Genomic DNA, 21,317 nt, shown 5'->3' with positions numbered 1-21,317 from the left:
GGGGTGGGCGGGTGCGGCGCGGCAGTCGTGCCGCCTCCGCGCGACCAGCCGCTCGATTCTAGCGGAGGGGCCGGAGGACGCCTCCAGCCGCGAGGCCGGTGCGGCGGACGCCCTCGCCGCGAGGCCGGCCCGGCGGACGCGCCGACGCGGGCCGGCCCTGCGGACGCCCCCGGCGACGGCCGGCCCGGCGGACGCCCCGGCACCGGAGCCGCACCGCGGACGCATCGCCGAGCAATGCTCTCGATCCCGTCATGCGCAGTTCACACGCGCCGCATAGATTCGAGGACGTTCACACTCCACTCATCACGCGAACAGGACCACGATGCGCAGACTCCGCGCCGCAAGCCTCCTCGCCGTCGTCGCACTCGGAGCCGCCACCGCCGCTCCGATCGCCTCGGCCGCCCCTCTCGACGACGGCGTCGAGCTCACCCTCGTGTCGACGACCGACACGCACGGGCACGTCTACGACTGGGACTACTTCGCGAACGCGCCGTACCCGGCCGCCGGCACGCTCGGCCTCACCCGCGTCGCGACCGAGGTCGACCGCCTCCGCGCCGAGAAGGGCGAGGAGTCCGTGCTCGTCATGGACAACGGCGACGCGATCCAGGGCACGCCGCTCACCTACTACTACGGTCTCGGCGACGGCGCCGCAGGCGTCCTCTCCGGCGAGACGACGCATCCGATGGCCACCGCGTTCAACACCATCGGCTACGACGCGCAGGTCGTCGGCAACCACGAGTACAATTACGGGCTCGACATGCTCAGCGCGTACGAGGGCGATCTGAACGCCCCGCTGCTGGGCGCGAACGTCGTCGACGTCGCCACCGGCAAGCCGTACCACGACCCCTACACGCTGATCGAGCGCGAGATCGACGGGAAGACGGTCACCGTCGGCGTCCTCGGCCTCGTCACCCCCGGCGTCCGCGTCTGGGACAAGCAGTACGTCGACGGCGTCCTCGAGTTCCAGGACATGGTCGCCGCCGCGAAGCAGTGGGTTCCGATCGTGCAGGAGCAGGCCGACGTGGTCGTCGTCCTCGCGCACACCGGCCAGGGCACGGTCCCGGACGCGGAGTACGACGCCGCCGACCTCAACGAGGACGTCGTCAACAACATCGCGACGCAGGTCCCCGGGATCGACGTGGTCGTCGCCGGCCACAGCCACAAGGACCTGCCGCAGACGCTGTTCACCAACGTCGCCGGCGAGCAGGTGCTGGTCACCCAGCCGAAGTTCTGGGCGCAGGGCCTCACCGAGGTCACCCTGAACCTGGTGCCGGACGCCGCGGGCGGCCTCGAGGTCGACTGGTCGGCCGGGAGCGCGCCGGTCGCGAAGCCCGTCTACGCGACGGACATCGCCGAGGAGTCGCCCGCACTGGTCGACGCCCTCGCCGAGCAGCACGCCGCCACGATCGAGTACGTCAACACCCCCGTCGCGGACTCGGTCGAGGAGCTCTCGGCCGCGACCTCGCGCTACGAGGACACCCCGATCATCGACTTCATCAACACCGTCCAGGCCGAGACCGTCGAGACGGCGCTCGAGGGCACCGAGTGGGCCGACCTGCCGGTGATCTCGCAGGCGTCGCCGTTCTCGCGCACCGCCGTCTTCCCGAAGGGGCAGGTCAGCATCCGCGACATCGCCGGCCTGTACATCTACGAGAACACCCTCCGCGGAGTGGAGCTGACCGGAGCCGAGGTGCGCGACTACCTCGAGTTCTCGGCCCGCTACTTCGTGCAGACCGCCGAGGGCGCCGTGTTCGACCCCGAGACCGGCACCAACGCGACGACCGAGGACCGCCCCGACGGCATCCCGGACTACAACTACGACGCGATCTCGGGCCTGGACTACGTGATCGACGTCTCGCAGCCCGCCGGCTCGCGGATCCGCGGTCTCGCCCACGCCGACGGGACCCCGGTCGCCGACGACGAGCGCTTCGTGATGGCGGTCAACAACTACCGCCAGAGCGGCGGAGGCGCCTACCCGGCCGTCGCGCAGGCCCCCCTCGTCTACGACGAGCGCCTCGAGATCCGCCAGCTGCTCATCGACTGGTCGACCGCCCGCGGCGTGATCGACCAGGCCGACTTCTTCGACCCCAACTGGTCGCTGACGACGGTGCCCGCCGCTGAGGTCCCGGTCACCCCTGCGCCGACCGAGCCCGGCACCCCGACCGAGCAGCCCACCGCCGCTCCGTCGCCGCACCCCACCACCACGGCGGCCCCCGTCGCGGGAGGCTCCGGCCCGGGCTCGCTCGCGAACACCGGCGCCGACGCGGCCGGCCTGATCGGCGGAGCCCTCGTGCTGCTGCTGTCGGGCCTCGCGCTGGTCGTCGCGCGACGCCGCCTCGCGGCCTAGCCGAGGAGGGCACGGGCGGCGGTCGGCGGGGTCTCCCGCCGGCCGCCGTTCGTCGTTCCGGAGGATCGCGGGACGATCGGGCCGCGGACCGGCGGCTCAGTCGTCGCGGCTGCGCGACCGGCGGGCCCGCCAGGCCGAGAACGCTCCCGTGGACCAGAGCGCCCAGATCACCAGGAGGGGCTGGAAGGCGAGCCGCACCGCTCGCGCCGCGTCCGTCTCGAGGCCGAACGCCGGCGTCCGCGTCACCAGCTGCGAGATGTTCCCGGGGAAGACCGCGACGAAGAACGCGGCCACCACGACACCCACGATCACGCGCCACCGCACGAGCACGACGAGCGCGAGCCCGAGCGCGATCTCGACGACGCCCGACGCGACGACCACCAGGTCCGGGTCGGCCGGCAGCCATGGCGGGACCTGCGCCTGGAACGCCTGACGAGCGACCGTCAGGTGCGCCGTGCCGGCCGTGGCGAGCACCAGGCCCAGGAGGATGCGGGCGAGAGTGCGCGGGAGGGAGCGGCGTCCTCCGTCGGGCGCTATGGCGGCGGTCATGCCCTCAGTCTGCGCTCGGAGCCCGCCCGCGCCGACCGCGCGCGCGTTCCGGCGGCGCCCCGTATCCTCGTTACCGCCCCGTCCGCAGACCGTGAAACGAGTTCCATGAGCACCCTGCCCCGCCTGATGGCCTTCGACCTCGACGACACCCTCGCCGCCTCGAAGTCCCCCGTCGACCCGGCGATGGCCGACCTCTTCGTGAAGCTGCTCCAGGCCACCGAGGTGTGCATCATCTCGGGCGGCCAGATCGGCCAGTTCCGGATGCAGGTGCTCGACCGCCTCGAGGGCGCCGACCCCGAGGTCCTCGCGAAGCTGCACCTCATGCCCACCTGCGGCACGCAGTACTACCGGTACGAGAACGGCGACTGGGCGCAGATCTACGCCGAGAACCTCACCGAGGACGAGAAGTCGCGCGCCCTCGCCGCCGTCGAGGAGAAGGCGAAGGAGCTCGGCTACTGGGAGTCCGAGACCTGGGGCCCGATCCTCGAGGACCGCGACTCGCAGATCACCTTCTCGGCCCTCGGCCAGTCCGCGCCCGTCGAGGTCAAGCAGGCCTGGGACCCGGACGGCGAGAAGAAGAACACCCTCCGCGAGGCCGTGCAGGCCGTGCTCCCCGACCTCGAGGTCCGCTCCGGCGGCTCGACCTCCGTCGACATCACCCGCAAGGGCATCGACAAGGCGTACGGGATGAACAAGCTCACCGAGCTGACGGGCATCCCCCTCGACGACATGATCTTCGTCGGCGACCGCCTCGACCCGGACGGCAACGACTACCCCGTCAAGGCGATGGGCGTCGAGTGCTTCGCCGTCGAGGGCTGGCACGACACCGCCGCGTACCTCCGCTCCTACGGCCTGTAGTCGGGCCGCTCCGCGCGACCCCGGGATCCCCTGCTGCGGCGGGGGATCCCGTGTGTCCGGGTGCCGTGAGCGGGCCGTCCGTCCGGGTCAGGCGTCCTCGTTCAGCGATCCGGAGGCGGTGCCGTCGAGGGCGAGGCGGAGCCGTTTCGGCAGCTTCGCGACCACGATCGCGTGCGACTCCTCGATGAGCTCCAGCACCAGCTCGGGCTCCACGGTCCCGCCGGCGTCGACCGTCACCCAGTGCTTCTTGTTCAGGTGGTAGCCGGGCTCGATCCCGTCGACTCCCGCGACCAGGTGCACCACGTTCTCGGGCAGCGCCTTCACGCTCACCACCGGCCGCCCGAACCGCTCCGACTCGAGCGCGAACACCTTCCCCGCGACCTTCCACACCCGGGTCCCCTCGCCGAACGGGAAGCCCGCCTCCGCTCCCGGAAGCCCCTCGAGGAGCGCCTCCACCACCGCGCCGTCCATCCCCCCATCCTGCCGCAGCTCCCGCGCGCCGCCTAGATCCACCCACCCGCCGCCCGACCCGCGGCTCCCGCCCACAGACGCACCCGAGCCGCCTCGTGCCGCCTGCACGACCCCGTTCACCCGTGGACCGGCCCGTGCCGCAGGCACGGCCCGACGCACGCAGTCCAGGCTCGTGCCGAAGGCACGGCCCCGCGGCCGCTCGTGCCGAAGGCACGGCGCCCACCCTCCCTCGGACCAGGCTCGTGCCGCAGGCACGGCCCCCACCCTCCCTCGGACCAGGCTCGTGCCGCAGGCACGGCCCCCCGCGGCCGCTCGTGCCCCCGGCACGGCGCCCCGCGCTCGTGCCCGAAGGCACGGCGCCCACCCACCAGCACAGGGCTAGGCGGCGTCCGGGTGCGGTTCTGGCAAGGCGGAGGAGGAAGCCGTAGCGGCGCTACGGCGCCCGACGACAACGCCGCCAGAACCGCACCCGGGCGTCGCCTAGTCGTTGCCGAGGATGATGATGGCGGCGGTAGGGGGTAACGCGTCCTCGTGGTACCGCTCGATCTCCTCGATGGCGATCGGGTCGGCCTGCTGGAGGAACCGGGTGAGGCGGGTGACTTCCTCCGTCTCGCCGATGGAGTCGGCGGCGCGGCGGAGGGCGTAGAGGGAGAGCAGGAAGCCGCGGTTGGGTCCGTGGCGCCAGGGGATGGGGCCCTGGCCGCGCCAGCCGGCTCCGCGGAGGAGGTCGAGGCCGCGGTGGTAGCCGACGCGGGCGTAGGCGTAGGAGGGGAGGGCCGCGTCGATGCCCCAGACGCTGTCGGCGAGGAGCGCCCAGGCCAGCGGGGAGCGCGGGTGGGCGGCGGCGAGGGCGGCGAATTCGACGGCTCCCGGGTTCGCGTGCTTCGCGAGGGCCGCGGTGACCGCGGGCTCGTCCGGGAGGAGGGTCGGTTCGGGGCCCAGCAGGTTCTCGCCACTCATGCGTCCCAGGCTATCCCGCTCGCGGCTGTGCGGGTCCGGGGTCCGGCCGTCCGGCGCACGGCGGTCGTCCGTCCTCCGGGGCGTCCGCGGGGGGAGCCGGGTGGTTCGCCGGTCGTCGCCGTCGTGTGCGGGGGTGCCGCCGATAGCATCGACCCATGGCGACGAACCGCAGTGAAGTCGAGGCCTGGCTCACGGACATGGACGGCGTGCTGGTGCACGAGAACAAGGCGCTCCCCGGCGCGCCCGAGCTGATCCAGGAGTGGACGGATTCGGGCACCCCGTTCCTGGTGCTGACGAACAACTCGATCTTCACGCCGCGGGATCTGGCGGCGCGGCTGCGCGGGTCGGGGCTGCACGTGCCGGAGGAGCGGATCTGGACGAGCGCTCTGGCGACGGCGGACTTCTGCGCGTCGCAGATGCCGGGTGGGAGCGCGTTCGTGATCGGCGAGGCGGGGATCACCACCGCGCTGCACGAGGCGGGCTTCATCATGACGGAGACGGCGCCGGACTACGTGGTCGTGGGCGAGACCCGCAACTACAGCTTCGAGGCGATCACGAAGGCGATCCGCCTGATCGTCGCGGGTGCGCGCTTCATCGTCACCAATCCCGATGCGACGGGGCCGAGCGCCGAGGGCGTGCTCCCGGCGACGGGGGCGATCGCGGCGCTCATCACGAAGGCGACGGGCAAGGATCCGTACGTCGTCGGCAAGCCGAACCCGATGATGTTCCGCTCGGCGATGAACAAGATCGGTGCGCATAGCGAGAACACCGGGATGATCGGCGACCGGATGGACACCGACATCGTCGCGGGCATCGAGGCGGGCCTGCACACCGTGCTGGTGCTCACGGGGATCAGCGACGAGGCCGAGATCGAGCGCTACCCGTTCCGCCCGGACGAGGTGCTGAGCGGGGTGCACGAGCTCCTGTCGTCGGAGCCGCTGGAGTCGGAGTTCCCGCCGGACTCCGCGGTCTGAGTCCCGAGCCTCGCACCGCCTCCGAGGGAACCCCGGACCGTCGAGGGAACCCGCTCCACGAGGCTGTCTCGACGGTTCGGGGTTCCCTCGGTGCCGTCGAGGGCGGGGCAGTCAGAAGCGGACGTGCTGCAGCACCCAGGCGTGCATCGCGACGGCCGCCGCCGCCGAGGCGTTGATCGACCGGGTCGAGCCGAACTGCGAGATCTCGAGCACGGCCTCCGAGGCGGCGATCGCCTCCTCCGAGAGGCCGGGCCCCTCCTGCCCGAACAGCAGGAGGCAGCGCTCGGGCAGCCGGTAGGTCTCGAGCGGCACGCAGCCGGGGACGTTGTCGACGGCGAGGAGAGGCACCTCCTCCTCCGCGGCCCACTGCACGAGGTCGGCCACCGTCTCGTGGTGCTGGACGTGCTGGTAGCGGTCGGTGACCATCGCGCCGCGCTTGTTCCAGCGCCTCCGGCCGACGATGTGCACGCCCTCCGCGCCGAAGGCGTTGGCGCTGCGGACGATCGAGCCGATGTTCATGTCGTGCTGCCAGTTCTCGATCGCGACGTGGAACGGGTGCCGCGTGCGGTCGAGCTCCGCGACGATCGCGTCCATCCGCCAGTAGCGGAACCGGTCGATCACGTTGCGCGCGTCGCCGCGCTCCAGCAGCTCCGGGTCGAGACGGTCGTCCTCGGGCCACTCCCCCTGCCAGGGGCCGACGCCGTTCGTGGTGAGCTCCACGGAGGCGGCTGGTCCGGTCGCGGGGGTCGCCTCGTTCTCCTGCACGACGAGCGATCCTACTGGGCGCTCCCCGGCTCGGCCGGGTGCGCAGAGCAGGGGCACGGCGGCATCCCCCGGGCCGACGCGACGGCGCGCGTCAGGCCGCGGGAGTGCCGGCGAGGGAGCCGGTCAGCTCGCCGCCGCCCGCGCGGTCGACGAAGCAGTAGTAGCTGCGCTCGCCCGCGTCCCACTGCTCCTGGGTGACGGGGAACGCGCCGGCGACCTGCACGTCGCCGTAGGTCTCTGCCGCGGCGACGTCCACGACGCCCTGCGCCTGGCAGAGCGAGGAGACGGTGACGGCCAGGGCGTCCTGGCCGGGGAACGCCGCGTCGGTCAGCTCCGCCGTGGCGACGAGCTGGGCGGAGTGGGCGCTCGCGCAGTCCACGACGGTGAACTCCTCCGCCCAGACGGAGTCGAAGGGATCGATGCACTCGCCGCCGAGGAGCGCGCTCCAGGCCCAGGTGCCGACGGGCAGCGGTCCGACGGTCGGGAGGGTCGCGGTCGGGGTGGGCGAGGGGGTCGGCTCCGCCGCGGGCGTCTCGCTGACGACCGGTGCGGCCTGCGGCTCGGCCCGGCCGCCGGCGCTCCCGACGGCGATGCCGATCGCGAAGAGCCCGGCGAGGAGGATCACCGCACCCGCCGCGATCAGGCCGATCAGGAGTCGGCGCCGGCTGAGCGTGCGCCATGCGGGCGCTCCGGCGGGCGCCGAGTCGCGCTCGCGGCGCTCGGGTCGGGACCGGGCGGAGCGGCTCTTCCGCGGCGGAGCGGCGTTGACGTGGGCGGCCGCGGGAGCGGTGCGGAAGGGCGCGGGCTCGGCGCGGTCGGTGGGCTCGGCGGCCGGCTCGAGGTTCCACGAGTAGGCGCCGGCGGTCTCGCGCCACAGCTCCTCGTCACCGCCGTCCTCGTCGGGCTCGTCACGCGGAGCGACGACCTGCTCCCACACGGGCGGCTGGTCCCAGTCCCCGCGCGGGTCGGGCCACTCGTAGACGGCGGGCGGAGTCGGCTCGCGCGGAGTCGGCGGGGTCGCGCCGACCGGGCGTCCGTCGGCGGGGTAGCGGGCGGCGGAGCGGCCCGCGGGATCGACGTCGGTCGAGGATCCGGCATCGGGCTCGTCGTCCGGCCGGTGGGCGCTGCGCAGCCCGGCGGGTGCGGTCGGCAGGTCGGCGGGAGGGTCGGTGTGCGGCAGGACCGGACGCACGGAGTCGGCCCCGCGGCGGTGCACCTCGGTGCGGCCGGCGTCGGCGGAGCGGTCGGAGTCGGCGTGGGGGTCGGCGTCGTCCGCGTCGTCGCGGAGGGGGGCGAAGAACGCGTCGAAGGCGTCCTCGTCGGACACGTCCGCACCGGAGGCGCCGGTCTCGCGGGCATTCGTCCCGCGGGCACTCGTCTCGCGGACACCCGTCTCGCCGGCACCGGTCTCGCCGGCACCGGTCGCGGGCGATCCCGTGTCCCGGGCCCCCGCGGCGGGGACACCCGTGTCACCGCCCCGGGTATCCCGTCCCCCGGCGGAGACTCCGTCGCGGTCGGAGGAGCGCTCCGGCTCCGCGACAGTGCCGCGGTCGTCGTCGTCGCGATCCTCCACCCGAGCGGGGGCGTCCGCAGAGGTCGGACGATCGTCGTGGGCCTCCTCGGGGGCGGGCGTCGCGCTCAGCACGGGCTCCCCCGGCCACAGGCCGACCGGAGCGGCGGGGGCACGGGGCGGCACCGCACCGGAGTCGCCGTCGTCCGAGGACGGTCCGGCCGCGTCGGCGGAGGAGGCCGACTCGCTCGTGTCGCTCCGCTCCTCCGTTGAGGCGTGGGCCTCGTCGGCCGCGGACCCAGCAGGACCGGACGTCCGCTCCGCGCGCGGCTCCTCCGCGGGAGGGGAGGGGCGGGGCGAATCGAAGATGCTCTTCAGACGGCCGCCGCTGAGCTGCTGGAGCAGCCACTCGCTGCCGCCGACGGGACGCTCGGCCCCGGGACGCTCCGCCTCGGGACGCTCCGGCTCGGCGGTCTCCGATCCGGCACGCTCCGGCTCGCGGTCCTCGGACCCGCGGCGCTCCCGATCCGGGTGCTCGCCGCCTCCCGGGCCCCCGTCGCGTCCCCCGTCGTCGACCATCAGCTCAGGCCGAGGTCGGCCAGACCGATCGCGGCGAAGTACGGGTAGCCGGCCTCCTCGATGATCTCGCGGGCCCCGGTCGCGCGGTCGACGACGACGGCGACCCCCGCGATCTCGGCGCCGACCTTCAGCAGGGCCTCGATCGCCTTCAGCGGCGAGCCGCCAGTGGTGGACGTGTCCTCGACGACGACGACGCGCTTGCCCTCGAGGTCGGGGCCCTCGACCTGCCGGCCGCGGCCGTGGTCCTTGGGCTCCTTGCGCACGACGAACGCGTCGTAGGCGAGGCCGCGGGCGGCCCCCTGGTGGAGGATCGCGGCGGCGATCGGGTCGGCGCCCATGGTGAGGCCGCCGACGGCGTCCACGCGCTCGATCGGCGCGATGAGGTCGAGCATGACCTGCCCGATCAACGGCGCGACGCGGTGATCGAGGCTCACGCGGCGCAGGTCGACGTAGTACGACGCCTTCTTGCCGCTGGTGAGGGTGAAGTCCCCGTGGAAGACGGCGTCGGAGCCGATGTACTCGATGAGCTGCTGGCGTGCGTCGGTCACGCGCCTACTCTACGGGGCGACCCCTCCCCCGCTCGGGAGCGCGCCCGCTGCGGCGTGCTCGCCCGCCTCGTCGCCTCCTCCGCGGAACTGGGTCATGTAGAGCTCGTAGTAGGCGCCGCGCTGCTTCAGGAGCGCCTCGTGCGCGCCCTGCTCGACGATCCGCCCCGACTCCATCACCAGGATGGTGTCGGCGTCGCGGATCGTGGAGAGCCGGTGCGCGATGACGAACGAGGTCCGGTCGGTGCGCAGGGCGTTCATCGCGTGCTGCACCAGCAGCTCCGTGCGGGTGTCGACCGAGGAGGTGGCCTCGTCGAGGATCAGCAGCGACGGGTTCGCGAGGAACGCGCGCGCGATCGTGATCAGCTGCCGCTCGCCCGCCGAGACGCTGCCGCCGTCGGCGTCGAGCACCGTGTCGTAGCCGTCGGGCAGCTGGCGCACGAAGCGGTCGACCATGGTGGCCTTCGCCGCGTCGACGATCTCCTCGTCGGTGGCGTCCAGGCGCCCGTAGCGGATGTTCTCGCGGATCGTGCCCTGGAAGAGCCACGCGTCCTGCAGCACCATGCCCACGCGCGAGCGCAGATCGCCGCGCGCGAGGCTCGTGATGTCGACGCCGTCGAGCAGGATGCGTCCGCCCGTGAGCTCGTAGAAGCGCATGACCAGGTTGACCAGCGTGGTCTTGCCGGCGCCGGTCGGACCGACGATGGCGACCGTCTGCCCGGGCTGGGCAGAGAAGGTCAGGTCCTCGATCAGCGGCTGCTCCGGGTCGTACGAGAACGAGACGCCCTCGAACTCCACGTGGCCGTCGGTGCGCTGCGGGAGCGACGCGGTCGCCGTCTCCGGCTCCTGCTCCTCGGCGTCGAGCAGCTCGAACGTGCGCTCGGCCGAAGCGACGCCGGACTGCAGCATGTTCGCCATGCTCGCGAGCTGGGTCACCGGCTGCGTGAACTCGCGCGAGTACTGGATGAACGCGGTCGCGTCGCCGAGCGTCAGCTGACCCGAGGCGACCCGCAGCCCGCCGACCACGGCGATGAGCACGTAGGAGAGGTAGGAGACGAAGGTCATCGCGGGCATGATCATGCCCGAGACGAACTGCGCTCCGAACGAGGCGGTGTAGAGGCTGTCGTTGCGGCGGTCGAACTCCTCGAGCATCTCGCGGTCGCGGCCGAAGGCGCGGACGATCTCGAGCCCGGAGAAGGTCTCCTCGATGTGGCCGTTGAGCGCGCCCGTGTTCTTCCACTGCGCGGCGAAGAGCTTCTGGGAGCGGGCGCCGATCACGCCCGCGATCACGCCCGAGAGCGGGATCGAGATCAGCGCGATCAGCGCGAGCTGCCACGAGACGATGAACATCATCGCGGCGATGCCGATGATGGTGAGCACCGACTGCACCAGCTGCGAGAAGGCCTGCTGCAGCGCCGTCTGGATGTTGTCGACGTCGTTCGTGACGCGCGACATCACGTCGCCGCGCTGCCGGGTGTCGAAGAAGCGCAGCGGGAGGCGGTTGAGCTTCGCCTCGATGTCCTGGCGGAGACCGAAGACCACCCGCATCACGAGGCCGTTGAGGATGTAGCCCTGCGCCCACATGAGCACCGACGCGACCACGTACATCAGCAGCACGATGATGATCAGGCGGCCGAGGACCACGAAGTCGATGCCCGCGCCGGGCACGATGTCGGTCTTGGCCAGCATGTCGGCGAAGGTGCCGTTGCCCGAGGCGCGCTGCTGCTCGATGATCTGCTCGAGCGGGACGCCGGCCGGCAGCTGCGAGCCGATCACGCCGTTGAAGATCGTGTCCATCGCCTGCCCGAGGATCTTGGGCGCGATGACGGTGAGGACGACCGACAGCGAGACCAGGGCGACCACGAGGACCATTCGGGCGCGCTCGGGGCCGAGCAGCGAGAAGAGGCGCTTGGCGGACGGCCAGAAGTTCTGCGCCTTGCGGGCGGGCGGCCCGTCCCCGAACATGCCGCCGTCGCCCTCGCCGGGCTCGAACTCGGGCTCGAGGGACGTCGTCTCCTCGGGCGCGGTGGTGTCGCGTGTGCGCGCCATCTCAGGACACTCCTTCGACGCTCAGCTGGGATTCGACGATCTCGCGGTAGGTCGCGTTCGTCTCGAGGAGCTCGTCGTGCGTGCCGCGGCCGACGACGCGGCCCGCGTCGAGCACGACGATCTGGTCGGCGTGGCGGATGGTCGACACCCGCTGGGCCACGATGATCACGGTCGCGTCGGTGGTGGCGTCGGCCAGCGACTCCCGCAGCCGCGCATCGGTCGCGACGTCGAGCGCCGAGAACGAGTCGTCGAACAGGTAGACCCGCGGCTTCGCGACGAGGGCCCGCGCGATGCAGAGCCGCTGGCGCTGCCCGCCGGAGACGTTGGTGCCGCCCTGCGAGACCGGCTCGTCGAGCCCGTGCTCCTTGCTCCGCACGAAGTCCTCGCCCTGGGCGATGCGCAGCGCCTCCCACAGCTCGGCGTCCGTCGCGTCGGGGCGGCCGAAGCGCAGGTTCGAGGCGATCGTCCCCGAGAAGAGGTAGGGGCGCTGGGGCACGAGCCCGACCACCTCGGCGAGCTGCGCCCGGTCGAGGGAGGAGACGGGCACGCCGTCGATCGTGACGGTGCCCTCCTGCGGGTCGAACAGGCGGGGCACGAGGCCGAGCAGGGTCGTCTTGCCGGCGCCGGTGGAGCCGACGACGGCCGTGGTGCGGCCCGGCTCCGCGAGGATGTCGATGCCCGAGAGCACGGGGCGCTCGGCGCCGGGGTACCCGAAGACGACCCCCGAGAACTCCACGCGGCCCCGTGTCGGCGTCGGGACCCCGCCCTCGGGCGTGGTGAGGCTGGTGCGGGCGTCGAGGACCTGCTGGATCCGCTCGGCGCAGACGACCGCGCGCGGGATCATCATCACCATGAAGACGCCCATCATCACGGCGGTGAGGATCTGGAGGAGGTACTGCAGGAACGCGGTGAGCGAGCCCACCTGCATCTGACCGGCGTCGACGCGCTGCCCGCCGAACCACAGCACGGCCGCGGTGGCCAGGTGCAGGATCATCATGATCGCGGGGAACATCAGCACGAAGATGTTGCCGACCTTGATCGACACCTCGGTGATCGCCGCGTTGGCCTTGCGGTACCGCTCGGACTCGAACGGCTCGCGCACGAAGGCGCGCACCACGCGGATGCCCGTGATCTGCTCGCGGAGCACGCTGTTGATCCCGTCGATCCGGTCCTGCATGAGGCGGAACAGCGGCAGCAGCAGGAACACCAGGAAGCCGACCACGACGAACAGCAGCGGCACCGACACCCAGACCAGCCAGGAGAGGCCGGCGTCCTCGCGCAGGGCGAAGACGATGCCGCCGACGCACATGATCGGCGCGGACACCATGAAGTTGAGGGTCATCAGCACGAGCATCTGCACCTGCTGCACGTCGTTCGTGCCGCGGGTGATCAGGGTGGCCGTACCGAAGCCGCCGACCTCGAGCCCGCTGAGCGAGTCGACGCGGCGGTAGACGTCGCGGCGCAGGTCGCGGCCGACGGACATGGCGGTGCGGGCGCCGAAGTAGACGGCTCCGATCGCCGCGGCGACCTGCACGACGCAGACGCCGAGCATGGTCATGCCGGTGCCCCAGATGAAGTCGGTGTCGCCGCGGCCGATGCCCTGGTCGATGATCTCGGCGTTGAGGCTCGGCAGGTAGAGCGCGGCGAGCGTCGCGACGAGCTGCAGCACGACGACGGCGGCCACCCAGCGCGCGTAGGGCTTCGCGTAGGCGGAGGCGAGGCGGAGCAGGATCATGGGTCCTCCGGAGGGGCGGAGCAGGAGCGGCAGGGGAGGGGACCGGGCTGGGGAGCGCGGAGCGCCGGGGAGCCCGTCGGGCCCGCACGGCGCGGGCGGCGGCGGCGTCCGGACGGCTCGACGAACGGCCGGTCGGGACGGCGCTAGACAACCATCGACCACCGACACCGGTTCCGCAATCCGCCGAGGGGATGACTCCCCCGGCCCGCGGCCGCCGGAGCGCGGGGGACGCGCAGGAGACGTGTCGGCGGCGGCTCCTACACTTCCAGGATGCGCATCGCCACCTGGAACGTGAACTCCATCCGGGCCCGCACCGGCCGCGTCGTCGACTGGCTCGTGCGCGAGGACGTCGACGTCCTCGCCATGCAGGAGCTCAAGTGCAAGCCCGAGCAGTTCCCGCACGAGGCCTTCGCCGACGCCGGCTACCACGTCGAGATGGTCGGGCTCAGCCAGTGGAACGGCGTCGGCATCGCCTCGCGCCTGCCGATGGAGGACGTGCGGATCGGCTTCCCGGGCATGCCCGGCTTCGCGAAGGAGGCGGCGGCCGACGGCTCCTACCCGCTCGAGGCCCGCGCGATCGGCGCCACGGTCGACGGCGTGCGCGTCTGGAGCCTCTACGTCCCGAACGGCCGCGCGGTCGACGACCCGCACTACCTCTACAAGCTCGAGTGGCTCGCGGCCCTGGAGGCGAGCACCCGCGAGTGGCTGGCCGCCGAGCCCGACCTGCCGCTCGCCCTGGTCGGCGACTGGAACGTCGCGCCGCTCGACAGCGACGTGGGCGACCCGGGCCTCGGCCCCGGATCCACGCACGTCTCGATCCCCGAGCGCGCCGCCTTCGCCGCCTTCGAGGACGCCGGCCTGCGGGACGTCGTCCGCCCGCTCGTGCCCGAGGGCTACACCTACTGGGACTACAAGCAGCTCCGCTTCCCGCGCAACGAGGGGCTGCGGATCGACTTCGTGCTCGGCTCCCACGCGTTCGGCGAGCTCGTCACCGGAGCCTCGATCCACCGCGACGAGCGCAAGGGCGACGCCCCGAGCGACCACGTCCCGGTGGTGGTCGACCTCGACCTCGAGACGACCCTCGACGACGACCGCCCGATGATCTTCTGAGCATGGCCTCGTCGAAGAAGAAGCGCGCGCGGGCCCAGGGCGCCTCGGGCGGTGCGGCCCGCCCCGCTCGGCCGGCGTCGGCCCGCCCCGGAGCCGCCCGCCCCGGAGCCGTCCGCCCCGGAGCCGCCCACGACGAGTTCCGGTCCGACGCCTACCGCTCGGTGGGCGAGATCATCGCCGCCGGGAAGCCGCGCCGGCGCCGCTGGGACCTCGTGCTCTCGATCCTCGGCTGCCTCGCCCTCGGCCTGCTCACGATCGTGCTCGGCTACCTCGCCGCGATCCTCTCGGTCTTCCCCGCGCAGTGCGAGGGCCAGAACTTCGCCTGCGACTTCGACCGGATCGACTGGGGCGTCTCGATCGCGCTGATCGGGCCGCCCGCGCTGACGCTGATCGCCGTGGTCGTGACGGTCGTGCGCTACCTCGTGGGCCGCCGCGCGTTCCTCGTGCCGGTCATCGGGTTCGTGCTCTGCATCGCCACCGCGTTCCTCGCCTCCTCGCTCGTGACGAGCTCGATCCCCGGTTCGGCGCTGGTCTAGCACCGACCCGGGGTGGTGCCGACCACGAACGTGGTTCGGCGCCGGCCCAGCACCGACCCGGGGTGGTGCCGACCACGGGCGTGGTTCGGCGCCGGCCCAGCACCGACCCGGGGTGGTGCCGACCACGGGCGTGGTTCGGCGCCGGCCCAGCACCGACCCGGGAGGAGCGTCAGCCGCAGGCGGGCTCGTCGTTCAGCGTCACCGCGGTGGGGTTGATCATCGGGGTCACCCGGACGGCCTGGTCGCCGAAGCCGGAGGCGTCGCCGGCGCTGAACTGAACGTCGAACGTCTCGGACTGACCGGGCGAGAGCTGCACGGCGACCTTCGAGACGGGACGGCCGAGGTCGTCGAGGCTCTCCGGTTCGTAGCCCGTGCCGTCGGCCCAGGCCGCGCTCGACACCGTGGTCCCGGGAGGGCCGTAGACGTAGATGTTGGTGACGAAGTCGCCCAGGGGGTACGCACCCCGCCCGCCGGCCGCGGCGACGTAGGCGGGCAGCGTCCGCGCGACCGCCTTCGAGATCGTGTTGGTCACGGTGACGGAGGTGGTGAAGACCGCGCCGGAGGCGGCGCACCGGCCCGTGCTCGACTGCGCGACCGCCGTGCTCAGGTAGTAGTCCATCTTCGAGCCGCGCGAGGCGTCCTGGAAGAACACTCCGGTGGTCGTGCCGTCGGTCGTCGTCTGCGGCAGAACCCCTGCGATCGGCGTGGGTGCGAGGAGCGCCTGCTCGTCGGCGTCGGAGCTGTAGGCGAGGATGCGGCTCTCGTCGACCGCCTTCACGATCGCCGGGAGCATCTTCGTCGGCTCCATCTCCCCTCCGAGGATCTTGCCCAGGATCGTCGCGCTCGCCTCCGAGAAGAACTCGTCGGTGCGCTCGGCCACGACCGACTCCGGGTAGCGGAAGTAGACCTCGTTGAGCAGGGTCGAGACGGTGTTCTCGCTCGTGAGGACCGTGCCGTCGGTGAGGGTCACCGGCCCGGTCGAGCCGAGGAGGTAGGAGAGGGCGACGGGGTCGATCGCGAGGACGCCGTCGATCTTCTGCTCGGGGAACTTCTGCGCCCAGAACTGCGAGGCGATCGAGGCCGCCGTCGGGAAGTCGGGGCGGCTGGTCGAGACGTTGAAGGTCGTCGCCAGGTTCTCGCCGATGGTGTCGAGCGCGCTCTGGTCGACGGTGACGGGCGCCAGCCCGCGGAAGTCGCCGCTGCCCAGCTGACGGCCGATCGAGATCGCGCCGCCGTCGACGTCGAGCTGCATCACCGAGGACGCACCGCCCCCCAGAGCCTGCGACTCCGCCAGATTCTGGAACATCACCAGGTAGTGGCGCGGACCGGAGGCTCCGAGGGAGTCGGGGAGGATCGCGGTGAGCGGCTCGACCTGCTCCATCGCGGCGGTGGCGGTGGCCAGCTGCGGAGTGAAGGAGTCGAGGGCCGAGGCGACCTGCGGCACCAGCGGGCCGCGGTCGATGCCCTCGACGCGGGTCTGCGCGGCGTCGACGACCTCCTTGGCGACGGTGATCTTCTGCGACAGCTCGGTGATCGCCGCGAGGTCGACCCTGCCGTCGACGGGCTTGAGGATGTCGAGCGAGGTCGTGGAGAGCGGCGTGACGATCCGGCCGGAGACGTCGTCGGCGATCTCGGTCGCGGCACGGACGGCGGACAGGTTCGGGCCGAGGACGGGCACCACCTCCATCACCCGCCACACCGGGTCGTCGGTCTCGTCGCGCGCCTCGCCGGTGAGGGTCGCGATCTGGGCCGCGGTCTCCCCGGCCCCCGAGGTGTCGAAGGTCGTCAGCCTGTCCGTCACCTGCGACACGAGCGGGATCGCCTCGGTCAGCTTGTCGCGGACGGTCATCGCCTTGTCGTAGGTGCGCACGCCGAGGAGCACTGCGACGACGGCTCCGATCAGCAGGACCAGGAGGACGATCAGCGTGATCCAGAGGCCGCGACGGCGGCGCGGCCTGCCGCGGGCGGGGCGGTCGGCGGACGTGGTGGTGCTCATTGGAGAGAGCCTAAGCGACGGTCGGCGGAGTGCGACCGGGCCCGCGCCACCGTCCCCGACCCAGGACGAGGGACACGCGACGCTGATGCGCGGGCCGTCCGGCTCCTCCGCCGGGGTCGCGCGGGAGCCGGGGAGGCTGCTCCGCTCAGCCCAGCAGGAGGGACACCCCGATGAGCACGGGCACCGCGGCGACCGTGGTCACGAGGGCCGTGTCCCGGGCGACGGCGACGCCCCGGTCGTAGCGCGAGGCGAAGGTGAAGATGTTCTGCGCGGTCGGCAGCGCGGCGGTCACCGTCACCACGAAGAGGTGCTCGGAGTCGAGGTGGAACGCGAAGCGCCCCAGCAGCAGCGCGACCGCCGGCATCACCAGCGACTTGAGCACGGAGGCGACGACCACCTCGACCCGCGCCGGCCCCGCCTCCAGCGGCCGCTGCCCGCGCAGCGACATCCCGAAGGCGATCAGCACCAGCGGGATCGACGCGTTGCCGATGATCGAGAACGGCTGCAGCACGGGCGCGGGCAGCTCCACGCCGGTGAGGGCGACGACGAGGCCCAGGGCGGAGGCGATGATCATCGGGTTCCGCAGCGGCTGCGTGAGGATCGCGCCGACCGAGGTCCGCCCGCTCGTCGAGACGTCGAGCAGCGTCAGGATCGTCGGCGCGAGGACGATCAGCTGCAGCAGGAGCGTCGGGGCCACCCACTGCGGATCGCCCAGCACGTAGATGGCGACCGGCAGTCCGATGTTGTTGGCGTTGACGTAGGAGGAGGCCGCGGTCCCGATCACCGTCTCGGGGAGCGGACGGGGGAAGAGCAGCCGCGACGCGAGCACGTAGAGCAGGGCGACGGTCAGCACCGTCAGGAGCGAGACGAGCAGGAACGAGGAGAAGAGGACGGAGACGTCGGCCCGCGAGAGCACGGTGAACAGTAGCGCCGGCGTCGTGACGAAGAAGGCGATCCGCGACAGGATCAGCCGGCTCTCGGGCGGGACGATCCGGAACCGCGCGATCAGGTAGCCGACCGCGATGACGACCCCGATGATCGAGAAGCCGGTGAGCACGCCCTCCACGCCGCCGCCTCTCCGCCGCGGTCCGTCCGCTGTCGCGCCTCCACCCTAGGCAGTGCCCGGGCGTTGCAGCGCCGGCCCGACGCGCCTACGGTGTGCGGCATGCCGCATCTCGAGGTCCCCGGCGCGACCCTCCACTGGGAGGCGGACGGCCGCGCCTCCGCCCCCGCCCTGCTGCTCGTGCACGCGGGCATCGCCGATCTGCGGATGTGGGACCCGCTCGTCCCCGACCTCTCGCGCGACCGGCTGGTGGTCCGCTACGACGTCCGCGGCGCCGGCGGCACGAGCACGGAGGACGTGGAGTACGACCCGCGCCGGGACGCCCTGGACGTGCTCGACCACCTCGGCGTCGAGCGCGCGGTGGTCGTCGGCTGCTCACGGGGCGGCACCCTCGCGCTGGACCTGGCGCTGGAGCATCCGGAGCGGGTGACCGGCCTGGTCGCGATCGCCCCGGGCCTGGCGGGCTTCGACTACCCGGCGCTGACGGCGGAGGAGGAGCGCCGCTTCGGCGAGGTCGAGGCGCTGGAGCTCGCGGGCGAGCGGGAGGCCGCGGCGATCGTCGAGGCGGAGCTCTGGGCCGTGGGCCCCGACCGCTCCGCCGACGACGTGGCTCCGGAGTTCCTCGCGCGGGTCCGGGAGCTCGCGCTCACGGGCGTCGGCCACGAATCGGAGGCTCCGCGCCCGGTCGAGCCGTCCGGGCCGGCGGGCGATCGGCTCGGGGAGATCGCCGTGCCGACCCTCGTCGTGGCGGGTGCGCACGACCTCTCGGAGTCGCTGCCGGTCTGCGAGCACCTCGCCACCGCGGTGAGCGGTGCCGAGCTGCAGGTGCTCGAGGACGCGGCGCACCTGCCCAGCCTCGAGCACCCCGAGGAGTTCCTCGCGGTGCTGCGGCCGTGGCTGGAGCGCCACGGGATCTGATCAGGCCACGGCGGCCAGGTCGAACGCCCAGTCCACGTAGAGCTCCGGCGGCTCGCCCTGCTCGACGAGATCGACCCGGTCGAAGCCGGTCTCGACGCAGGTCGCTCCGGCGTCCAGATCGCTCTCCGCCACGAAGGCGTGCACGAAGCGGGGCACGGGGAACGCCGCCGCCTCCTCGAGCAGCATGCGCACGGAGTCCGCCGTGACGCCGCGGGCGTGCGGAGCGATGCTCCACGCCGCCTCGTAGGCGACGACGCCGCGCGAGCAGCCGTACCAATAGCCGATGGAGCCGACGGAGAGTCCGTCCAGCTCGACCACGTAGAAGAACGCGTCGCCGTCCGCCCAACCGCGCAGGTAGCGGTCGTGGCGCAGGAGGATCTCGCTCTCGCTCTCGAGTCCGCCGCCTGCGTGCGCGAGGGTGTCGCGCAGGACGGAGGCGTCCGCCTGCGGCCAGGGGACCAGGCGGAGGTTCTCGGGGTGGTGGTCGATGCTGGCTGTTCTCTGGTCGCTTCCGGGTTCGGGTCCCGTCACGCGCTCCGATCCTCTCTCTCAGGATGGCTCGCCGATCGAGCGCGCCGCCAGGGGTTCGGCGCGCCGGTCCGATCGGATGTCTCCGCACTCGGGATGCGGACACGGTGTCGCCCCATCTTCGACCCGATCAGGGGAGGGAAACGGAAGCCTGAGGAATCTAGCCCCGGACGGGGGGTGACACCTGCACAACACCTGGGCAGCCGCTGACCGCGGGGCTCCCGACGGGTGGCGGAGACGTGCGCCCGCCCCCGTGAGGTCGCTGCTTCGCTCCGCCTAGACGCAAGAAAAGCGCGCGCACGAGCCCATACGCTCGGAGTCGGAGCGCGTTCCGCTCCTGCAGCCCCGTATCACCAGCGTGAGGAGGATCACCATGTCGCAAGCCGTGCAGAGCACCGTCGTCGGAGAACCCGAGGTCGTCGAGGACCGCGTGGAGGACTCCGCCGCCTGGCTCGACCTGAAGGCGGCCGCCGCCGCGCTGCAGCCGCTCCAGTCCCAGGACGGCTCGCTCGCCGAGCCCGAGCGGCTCGACGAGGCGCGCACCCTCGTCGAGCGGATCGTCGCCGGCGTCCGCACCCTCGCCCCCGCGTTCCCTCACGACGCGGCCTACCTCGACGCGCTGGTCGTCGACCTCGAGCGCTGGAGCGCGGACGGCCTCGGCCTGCCCGACTTCCTCGACTCGCTCACCGTGTTCCAGCCGCAGGTCGAGCGCGTCGACGGCCGCCGCCACCTCGTCGTCTTCCCCATGTACACCCAGAACGGCAGCCGCGACCGCCACGTCGAGGCCGTCCTCGTCGAGGTCGTCTGGCCGCGGTTCGTCGCCGAGCTGGAGGCGGGCGACTACTCCAACGCCCTCTTCGTGCCCGTGCGCTTCGTCGACTTCACCGCCGGCTACGACACCGACAGCGCCGTGCTGTTCCCCGAGACGGTCGCGATGCGCTCCGTCCCGTCCTTCACCTGGGGCGCGATCTTCGCCGACCGCGAGGCGGCACGGTTCCGCCGCGTCGTCACGGAGGCGGCTCGGATCACCCGGCTCGAGCTCCCGGAGGACGCGCAGCGCCTGCTGGCTGACCAGCGCCTGGCGGAGGAGTCCTTCGTGATGTGGGACCTCATCCACGACCGCACCCACATGCGCGGCGACCTGCCGTTCGACCCGTTCATGATCAAGCAGCGGATGCCCTTCTTCCTCTACTCGCTGGAGGAGCTGCGGTGCGACCTCACCGCCTTCCGCGAGGCCGTCGCCATCGAGCGCCGCCTCGGCTCACTGGACCGCCGCGACGACGAGGAGGAGGCGCTGGCCGAGCGCTCGCGCTTCGTGCAGTACGCGATCCTGTTCGACCGGCTCTTCCGCTTCCCGCTCACCGGGTCGCGGGTGCGCAACTACGACGGCCTCGGCGGCCAGCTGCTCTTCGCCTGGCTGCACCAGCACGGCGTCCTGCACTGGACCGACACCCGGCTGGCGTTCGAGTGGGACGGTGTCGCCGACGTGGTCGTCGCCCTCTCGGACGCCATCGACGAGCTCTACTGGCGCTCGATCGACCGGCCCAAGACGGCGCACTGGCTGGCCGCGCACGAGCTGATCGCGGCCACTCTCACTCCGCACCCCGCCTCCGCCTGGGCCCGCGGGCTGCCGGAGGAGGTGCTGCTCGGCGCCCCGCGCGGCCTCACCGACGCGGTGCTGGACGACGAGTTCCCGCTGTCGATGTTCTACGAGGCCCTCGGGAAGAAGATGGGCGACGTGATCGCCTCGACCCGGGGCATCACCGGCCGGGACTGACGTCGCGCCCGGGAGGCGGCGGGGTGCGCTCCTCCGCCTCCCGGGGC

Annotated in this window: 18 protein-coding genes; 7 read left to right on the top strand and 11 right to left on the bottom strand. The window is 72.6% G+C overall.

From position 1 onward, the window contains the following. Positions 1 to 322 precede the first annotated feature (322 nt). Positions 323 to 2,347, top strand: coding sequence for a bifunctional UDP-sugar hydrolase/5'-nucleotidase (locus C5D08_RS12710; protein ID WP_104277344.1), 2,025 nt, complete (start codon positions 323 to 325; stop codon positions 2,345 to 2,347). A gap of 96 nt (positions 2,348 to 2,443) precedes the next feature. On the opposite strand, the gene C5D08_RS12705 is transcribed toward C5D08_RS12710, so the two are convergent. Then, positions 2,444 to 2,896, bottom strand: a complete 453-nt coding sequence (locus C5D08_RS12705) for a hypothetical protein (RefSeq protein ID WP_104277343.1) — start codon at positions 2,894 to 2,896, stop codon at positions 2,444 to 2,446. Between the two features lie 105 nt (positions 2,897 to 3,001). Between C5D08_RS12705 and C5D08_RS12700 the strand changes: the two genes are divergently transcribed. After that, positions 3,002 to 3,754 carry an HAD-IIB family hydrolase gene (locus C5D08_RS12700; protein WP_104222786.1) on the top strand — a complete coding sequence of 251 codons (753 nt, stop codon included), beginning with the start codon at positions 3,002 to 3,004 and terminating at the stop codon, positions 3,752 to 3,754. An 87-nt stretch (positions 3,755 to 3,841) separates the two neighbouring features. On the opposite strand, the gene C5D08_RS12695 is transcribed toward C5D08_RS12700, so the two are convergent. Beyond that, positions 3,842 to 4,225, bottom strand: a complete 384-nt coding sequence (locus tag C5D08_RS12695) for an MmcQ/YjbR family DNA-binding protein (protein ID WP_104277342.1) — start codon at positions 4,223 to 4,225, stop codon at positions 3,842 to 3,844. Between the two features lie 480 nt (positions 4,226 to 4,705). Next, complete coding sequence (locus C5D08_RS12690; RefSeq protein ID WP_104277341.1) at positions 4,706 to 5,185, bottom strand: DUF3151 domain-containing protein; 480 nt, start codon at positions 5,183 to 5,185, stop codon at positions 4,706 to 4,708. A gap of 155 nt (positions 5,186 to 5,340) precedes the next feature. Between C5D08_RS12690 and C5D08_RS12685 the strand changes: the two genes are divergently transcribed. Next, the gene (locus C5D08_RS12685) at positions 5,341 to 6,159 is read left to right on the top strand and encodes an HAD-IIA family hydrolase (RefSeq protein ID WP_104277340.1); all 819 of its coding nucleotides are present in this window, start codon (positions 5,341 to 5,343) and stop codon (positions 6,157 to 6,159) included. 111 nt (positions 6,160 to 6,270) lie between these two features. Here the strand turns inward: C5D08_RS12685 and C5D08_RS12680 are convergent, their stop codons facing one another. The 5 genes from C5D08_RS12680 to C5D08_RS12660 all read right to left on the bottom strand — a co-directional run bounded on the left by C5D08_RS12680 (position 6,271) and on the right by C5D08_RS12660 (position 13,342). Beyond that, positions 6,271 to 6,924, bottom strand: coding sequence for a TrmH family RNA methyltransferase (locus tag C5D08_RS12680; RefSeq protein ID WP_104277339.1), 654 nt, complete (start codon positions 6,922 to 6,924; stop codon positions 6,271 to 6,273). A 91-nt stretch (positions 6,925 to 7,015) separates the two neighbouring features. Further along, positions 7,016 to 9,013, bottom strand: coding sequence for a septum formation family protein (locus C5D08_RS17500; protein WP_104277338.1), 1,998 nt, complete (start codon positions 9,011 to 9,013; stop codon positions 7,016 to 7,018). Further along, positions 9,013 to 9,561 (bottom strand): orotate phosphoribosyltransferase, encoded by a 549-nt coding sequence (pyrE, locus tag C5D08_RS12670; RefSeq protein ID WP_104277337.1) that lies wholly within the window; start codon positions 9,559 to 9,561, stop codon positions 9,013 to 9,015. The genes C5D08_RS17500 and pyrE overlap by 1 nt, the downstream gene beginning before the upstream one ends. A gap of 9 nt (positions 9,562 to 9,570) precedes the next feature. Next, positions 9,571 to 11,607, bottom strand: coding sequence for an ABC transporter ATP-binding protein (locus C5D08_RS12665; RefSeq protein ID WP_104277336.1), 2,037 nt, complete (start codon positions 11,605 to 11,607; stop codon positions 9,571 to 9,573). A gap of 1 nt (position 11,608) precedes the next feature. Beyond that, complete coding sequence (locus C5D08_RS12660) at positions 11,609 to 13,342, bottom strand: ABC transporter ATP-binding protein (RefSeq protein WP_104277335.1); 1,734 nt, start codon at positions 13,340 to 13,342, stop codon at positions 11,609 to 11,611. 270 nt (positions 13,343 to 13,612) lie between these two features. Here C5D08_RS12660 and C5D08_RS12655 point away from each other — a divergent pair, with 270 nt between their 5' ends. Both C5D08_RS12655 and C5D08_RS12650 read left to right on the top strand, forming a co-directional pair. Continuing rightward, a complete protein-coding gene (locus C5D08_RS12655; RefSeq protein ID WP_104277334.1) occupies positions 13,613 to 14,452 on the top strand; it encodes an exodeoxyribonuclease III in 840 nt (279 codons plus the stop codon). A gap of 2 nt (positions 14,453 to 14,454) precedes the next feature. Further along, on the top strand, positions 14,455 to 14,988 hold the full coding sequence (locus C5D08_RS12650; protein WP_104277333.1) for a hypothetical protein: 534 nt from the start codon (positions 14,455 to 14,457) through the stop codon (positions 14,986 to 14,988). 169 nt (positions 14,989 to 15,157) lie between these two features. Here C5D08_RS12650 and C5D08_RS12645 read toward each other — a convergent pair whose 3' ends face one another. Both C5D08_RS12645 and C5D08_RS12640 read right to left on the bottom strand, forming a co-directional pair. Next, the gene (locus tag C5D08_RS12645) at positions 15,158 to 16,984 is read right to left on the bottom strand and encodes a DUF4012 domain-containing protein (RefSeq protein WP_104277332.1); all 1,827 of its coding nucleotides are present in this window, start codon (positions 16,982 to 16,984) and stop codon (positions 15,158 to 15,160) included. Between the two features lie 145 nt (positions 16,985 to 17,129). Beyond that, positions 17,130 to 18,050, bottom strand: coding sequence for an AEC family transporter (locus C5D08_RS12640; RefSeq protein ID WP_104222809.1), 921 nt, complete (start codon positions 18,048 to 18,050; stop codon positions 17,130 to 17,132). 99 nt (positions 18,051 to 18,149) lie between these two features. Between C5D08_RS12640 and C5D08_RS12635 the strand changes: the two genes are divergently transcribed. Continuing rightward, on the top strand, positions 18,150 to 18,965 hold the full coding sequence (locus C5D08_RS12635; protein ID WP_104277331.1) for an alpha/beta fold hydrolase: 816 nt from the start codon (positions 18,150 to 18,152) through the stop codon (positions 18,963 to 18,965). On the opposite strand, the gene C5D08_RS12630 is transcribed toward C5D08_RS12635, so the two are convergent. Further along, positions 18,966 to 19,496, bottom strand: coding sequence for a hypothetical protein (locus tag C5D08_RS12630; protein WP_104277330.1), 531 nt, complete (start codon positions 19,494 to 19,496; stop codon positions 18,966 to 18,968). Positions 19,497 to 19,866: 370 nt separating this feature from the next. Between C5D08_RS12630 and C5D08_RS12625 the strand changes: the two genes are divergently transcribed. Then, positions 19,867 to 21,270, top strand: coding sequence for a DUF6421 family protein (locus C5D08_RS12625; RefSeq protein ID WP_104277329.1), 1,404 nt, complete (start codon positions 19,867 to 19,869; stop codon positions 21,268 to 21,270). Positions 21,271 to 21,317: the final 47 nt, after the last annotated feature.

It is taken from the genome of Rathayibacter sp. AY1B6 (assembly GCF_002932755.1).
Taxonomy (GTDB): domain Bacteria; phylum Actinomycetota; class Actinomycetes; order Actinomycetales; family Microbacteriaceae; genus Rathayibacter.
Note: the sequence above shows the minus strand (reverse complement) of the source record. Positions and strands in the feature narration are given on the sequence as shown.

Bases quoted from the DNA above. Each gene is read 5' to 3' on its own strand.
- C5D08_RS12710 (WP_104277344.1), top strand. From the start codon at position 323: ATGCGCAGACTCCGCGCCGCAAGCCTCCTCGCCGTCGTCGCACTCGGA.
- C5D08_RS12705 (WP_104277343.1), bottom strand. From the start codon at position 2,896: ATGACCGCCGCCATAGCGCCCGACGGAGGACGCCGCTCCCTCCCGCGC.
- C5D08_RS12700 (WP_104222786.1), top strand. From the start codon at position 3,002: ATGAGCACCCTGCCCCGCCTGATGGCCTTCGACCTCGACGACACCCTC.
- C5D08_RS12695 (WP_104277342.1), bottom strand. From the start codon at position 4,225: ATGGACGGCGCGGTGGTGGAGGCGCTCCTCGAGGGGCTTCCGGGAGCG.
- C5D08_RS12690 (WP_104277341.1), bottom strand. From the start codon at position 5,185: ATGAGTGGCGAGAACCTGCTGGGCCCCGAACCGACCCTCCTCCCGGAC.
- C5D08_RS12685 (WP_104277340.1), top strand. From the start codon at position 5,341: ATGGCGACGAACCGCAGTGAAGTCGAGGCCTGGCTCACGGACATGGAC.
- C5D08_RS17500 (WP_104277338.1), bottom strand. From the start codon at position 9,013: ATGGTCGACGACGGGGGACGCGACGGGGGCCCGGGAGGCGGCGAGCAC.
- C5D08_RS12665 (WP_104277336.1), bottom strand. From the start codon at position 11,607: ATGGCGCGCACACGCGACACCACCGCGCCCGAGGAGACGACGTCCCTC.
- C5D08_RS12660 (WP_104277335.1), bottom strand. From the start codon at position 13,342: ATGATCCTGCTCCGCCTCGCCTCCGCCTACGCGAAGCCCTACGCGCGC.
- C5D08_RS12655 (WP_104277334.1), top strand. From the start codon at position 13,613: ATGCGCATCGCCACCTGGAACGTGAACTCCATCCGGGCCCGCACCGGC.
- C5D08_RS12650 (WP_104277333.1), top strand. From the start codon at position 14,455: ATGGCCTCGTCGAAGAAGAAGCGCGCGCGGGCCCAGGGCGCCTCGGGC.
- C5D08_RS12645 (WP_104277332.1), bottom strand. From the start codon at position 16,984: ATGAGCACCACCACGTCCGCCGACCGCCCCGCCCGCGGCAGGCCGCGC.
- C5D08_RS12635 (WP_104277331.1), top strand. From the start codon at position 18,150: ATGCCGCATCTCGAGGTCCCCGGCGCGACCCTCCACTGGGAGGCGGAC.
- C5D08_RS12625 (WP_104277329.1), top strand. From the start codon at position 19,867: ATGTCGCAAGCCGTGCAGAGCACCGTCGTCGGAGAACCCGAGGTCGTC.